The 3,779-nt window shown below is 33.2% G+C and carries 6 protein-coding genes; all 6 read left to right on the top strand.

Annotated elements, in window-relative coordinates; translation table 11 throughout:
* On the top strand, positions 1-135 hold a 135-nt coding region (locus PHI88_03700; protein ID MDD5552232.1), incomplete at its 5' end, for a hypothetical protein.
* Positions 136-339: 204 nt separating this feature from the next.
* A complete protein-coding gene (tuf, locus tag PHI88_03695; protein MDD5552231.1) occupies positions 340-1,539 on the top strand; it encodes an elongation factor Tu in 1,200 nt (399 codons plus the stop codon).
* Positions 1,540-1,673: 134 nt separating this feature from the next.
* Complete coding sequence (gene rpsJ, locus PHI88_03690; GenBank protein MDD5552230.1) at positions 1,674-2,033, top strand: 30S ribosomal protein S10; 360 nt, start codon at positions 1,674-1,676, stop codon at positions 2,031-2,033.
* A 68-nt stretch (positions 2,034-2,101) separates the two neighbouring features.
* Positions 2,102-2,707 carry a 50S ribosomal protein L3 gene (rplC, locus tag PHI88_03685; protein ID MDD5552229.1) on the top strand — a complete coding sequence of 202 codons (606 nt, stop codon included), beginning with the start codon at positions 2,102-2,104 and terminating at the stop codon, positions 2,705-2,707.
* 5 nt (positions 2,708-2,712) lie between these two features.
* Entirely contained in the window at positions 2,713-3,444 is a 732-nt protein-coding gene (rplD, locus tag PHI88_03680; GenBank protein ID MDD5552228.1) for a 50S ribosomal protein L4, read from the top strand.
* 5 nt (positions 3,445-3,449) lie between these two features.
* Positions 3,450-3,779, top strand: a 330-nt coding sequence (gene rplW, locus PHI88_03675) for a 50S ribosomal protein L23 (protein ID MDD5552227.1), incomplete at its 3' end; no start/stop codon positions are given.

Below are 3,779 nucleotides of genomic sequence, written 5' to 3'. Positions count from 1 at the left end.
GCTGAGATGTTTGGATACGCAACGAGTCTTCGTTCTCTAACCCAGGGAAGGGGTAATTTTACAATGGAATTTGACCATTACGCAGAGGTTCCAAAGAATATAAGAGAGGAAATTGCAGAAGGTAAGAGAAAATAAAGATTTTTCCCTTGACTTTTTTCTCAATTTACATAAAATAGTATTATCTTTGAAAGGTCAAAATAAAACTTTACATAAATTTATTAATTTATAAATAATCCGCGTTTGCGGTTAAAAGGATACGGAGGTCGGTATTAATTTTGAGAAATATACGACCTTCAAAAAAAATACGGAGCAAAGCATAATTTTTGCTCCCACAAAAATATGGCAGAAAAAGAAAAATTTGAAAGAACAAAACCTCATCTTAATGTAGGAACCATTGGTCATGTTGACCACGGTAAAACAACATTAACTGCAGCCATTTTGCACGTTTTAAATGTTGCCGGCATGAAGGCAAGCGAAAAAAGCGTTGAGCAAATTGATGCTGCTCCCGAGGAAAAAGAGCGAGGCCTTACAATCAACATTACACATGTTGAGTATGAGTCAGAAAAAAGGCATTATGCTCATATTGACTGCCCAGGACATGCTGATTACATAAAAAACATGATTACTGGCGCAGCTCAGATGGATGGAGCAATCTTAGTTGTTTCAGCTCCTGACGGCCCAATGCCACAAACAAAAGAGCATATTTTGCTTGCCAGGCAGGTAGGGGTTCCGCAGATTGTCGTGTTTTTAAACAAGATTGATCAAGTCGATGATCCAGAATTGGTTGATCTTGTCGAAGAAGAAATAAGAGAGCTTTTGAATAAATACGAATTTGACGGGAAGGATGCCGCAATAGTTAGGGGTTCTGCTCTTAAGGCCCTTGAGACAAAATCAAAAGACGACGAAGCAGCAAAGCCAATTCTTGATTTGATAAAATCTCTTGATGAAAAAATCCCAGAGCCAGAAAGACCACTGGACAAGCCATTTTTAATGGGAATTGAGGATGTTTTTACAATTGAGGGTCGTGGAACAGTTGCTACAGGAAGAATTGAAAGAGGTGTTGTAAAACTTAATGAAGAAATAGAAATTGTTGGCTTAAAAGAAACAAAGAAAACAACAGTCACTGGTATTGAGATGTTTAATAAGACCATGGAAGAAGGAAGAGCAGGTGAAAATGTTGGTATTTTACTCAGGGGATTGAAAAAAGAAGACATTGAAAGAGGTCAAGTTTTGGCAAAACCAGGTAGTGTTACTCCTCATACGGAGTTTGAATGCCAAGTTTATGTTTTATCTAAAGAAGAAGGCGGAAGGCATACACCTTTCTTTACTGGTTACAAACCACAATTCTATATCGGAACAGCTGACGTAACCGGAGAAGCAACATTACCTCAGGGTACTGAAATGGTTATGCCCGGAGACACAGTTAACCTTTCAGCAAAATTGATTGCTCCGGTTGCCATGGAAGAACAACAAAGGTTTGCTGTAAGAGAAGGTGGGAAAACAGTAGGTTCAGGAGTGATTACCAAGGTAAATAAATAGAAAATATCTTTAAAATTTTAAATAAATTTACCCCATTGAATAATATTTATTCAACGGGGTTTAGATAAGAGAACCCTTACTTTTTTTAAGTACATAGTAAGGGTTTTCTTGGGTGTTAGAACATTTTAAAAGACATGAAAAAGACTGAGGAAAAACAAAAAAAAGGAAAAAATATTCCAGAAGAGGAGAAAATCAGGCGTCTAAGAATAAAAATTAAAGCATACGACCACAGGTTAGTAGATAACTCAGCAAGACAGATTCTTGACGCTGTCATGCGCCAGGGTGTTAAGGTGGTAGGTCCTATTCCTTTACCTACAGAAATAAAAAAATTTACAGTAAATAGGTCTACTTTTATTCATAAAGATTCAAGAGAACAGTTTGAAATGAGAATTCATAAAAGAATTATAGATGTTTTAGAGCCAACACCAAAGATTATGGACAGTTTTCAAAATTTGAATCTTCCTGCTGGCGTAGATATAGAGATAAAAATGTAATTATTATTTCAGAGCAGCCTTTAAACTGGGACTGCTCCCAGTTTTTTTATTAATTTTTATTATTAGAAATTATGAAATTTATTTTAGGGAAAAAAATAGGAATGGGACAGGTTTTTAATAATGAAGGAAAAGTTATCCCGGTAACTTGGATAGAGGCGGGCCCGTGTTTTATAACTAAAACAAAAAAGACAGAAAAAGATGGATATGAAGCAATACAAATTGGTTTTGAAAAAAAGAAAAAAAATATAAAAAAAACAGAAAAAAGTGCAGAATATAAATATTTAAAAGAATTTAGAAAAATAAATGGTTTAGAGGATAAAATAAAAAAAGGAGAAAAACTTGATGTTTCAATTTTTAGCGAAAATGATCCAGTAAAAATTTCTGGAGTTTCAAAGGCAAAAGGGTTTCAGGGCGTTGTAAAAAGATGGAATTTCAAGGGGGCGCCAAAAAGCCACGGCACAAAGCATAATTTACGAAGGCCTGGTTCTATTGGATCAACAGATAATGCAAGAGTTTTTAAAGGAAAAAAAATGGCAGGAAGAATGGGGGGTAGAAGAATTAGTGTTTTGAATCTCAAAGTAGTTAAAGTAGATGCAGAAAAAAATTTAATTTCCGTAAATGGAGCAGTACCGGGTAGGAAAGGAACTTTGCTTGAATTAGTTTCAAATAAATAATTATCATGGCAACATTAAAATCAGAAGTTTACAATAAAAAAGGAAATAAAGTAGGATACGTTGCTTTGAAAAAAGAATTTTTTGATATTAAGGCAAGTCCTGATCTTTTACATCGGATAGTTAGATATTACAGCTTACTTGAAAGAAAAAACACTGCCAAGACAAAAGATAGGAGTGAAAAAAGAGGTGGGGGTAAAAAGCCATGGCGTCAAAAAGGTACTGGAAGAGCACGTCATGGATCAAGAAGATCTCCAATCTGGATTGGAGGAGGGGTTACTTTCGGGCCGTCTGGAGAGAAAAAATACGAAATAAGACTAAACAAGAAAGAAAGAAAGAAAGCCTTATTCTTTGTGCTTTCAAGGAAGCTTAAAGACGGAGAAATTATATTTTTAGAAAAAATAGAAATAAAAAATCCAAAAACAAAAGAAATAGCAGATATACTGAACAGTCTTTCTAAGATTAAAAAAGACATAAAAAAGAAAAAAACAATATTTATACTTGAAAGTAATCAGAATAAATTTTCAAGATTAACATCAAACATTAAAAATATTTTGACGATTCCGAGCGATTCTTTAAATCCATATTTTCTTTTAAAAGGTAAATATTTAATCATAGAAAAAGACGCTTTAGAGAATATTCAAAAAGGAGAGATATCCAAAAAAGCAGATAATAATAAGAAGAAGAAAGAAGAAAATAAAAAGCGCAAAGTTTCGCAAAAGAAAAAATTAAATAAGTAAAAAAAATGATAACTTTATTTGGTAAAAAGAAAAAAAAGGAGAAAGAGAAAGAGAAAGAGAAAGAGATAAAAAAGGATAAGAAAGATAAAAAAGAATTAAAAGAAATAAAAGAAATAAAAGAAATAAAAAAAGAAACCAGGGTCATTGCCCCTGGTAAGAGTGATATTGCGTGGCGTTCATTAAAACAGCCTTTAATTTCAGAAAAAGCGACATTTCTTGAAGAACAAGGTAAATATATTTTTAAAGTTTTAGAAAGAACAAATAAGCGAGAAATCAAAAAAGCAATTGAAGATATTTATAGAGCAAAAGTCGATAAAGTAAACATTATGAACACA

The sequence above is a fragment of the Candidatus Paceibacterota bacterium genome, assembly GCA_028716825.1.
GTDB lineage: Bacteria > Patescibacteriota > Minisyncoccia > Minisyncoccales.
The sequence above is the reverse complement of the archived record's forward strand: the minus strand, read 5'-3'. Positions and strand labels throughout refer to the sequence as shown.

Excerpts from the sequence above, each read along its gene's own strand:
- rplD (MDD5552228.1), top strand. The coding sequence starts at position 2,713 with ATGGCAACATTAAAATCAGAAGTTTACAATAAAAAAGGAAATAAAGTA.
- rpsJ (MDD5552230.1), top strand. The coding sequence starts at position 1,674 with ATGAAAAAGACTGAGGAAAAACAAAAAAAAGGAAAAAATATTCCAGAA.
- tuf (MDD5552231.1), top strand. The coding sequence starts at position 340 with ATGGCAGAAAAAGAAAAATTTGAAAGAACAAAACCTCATCTTAATGTA.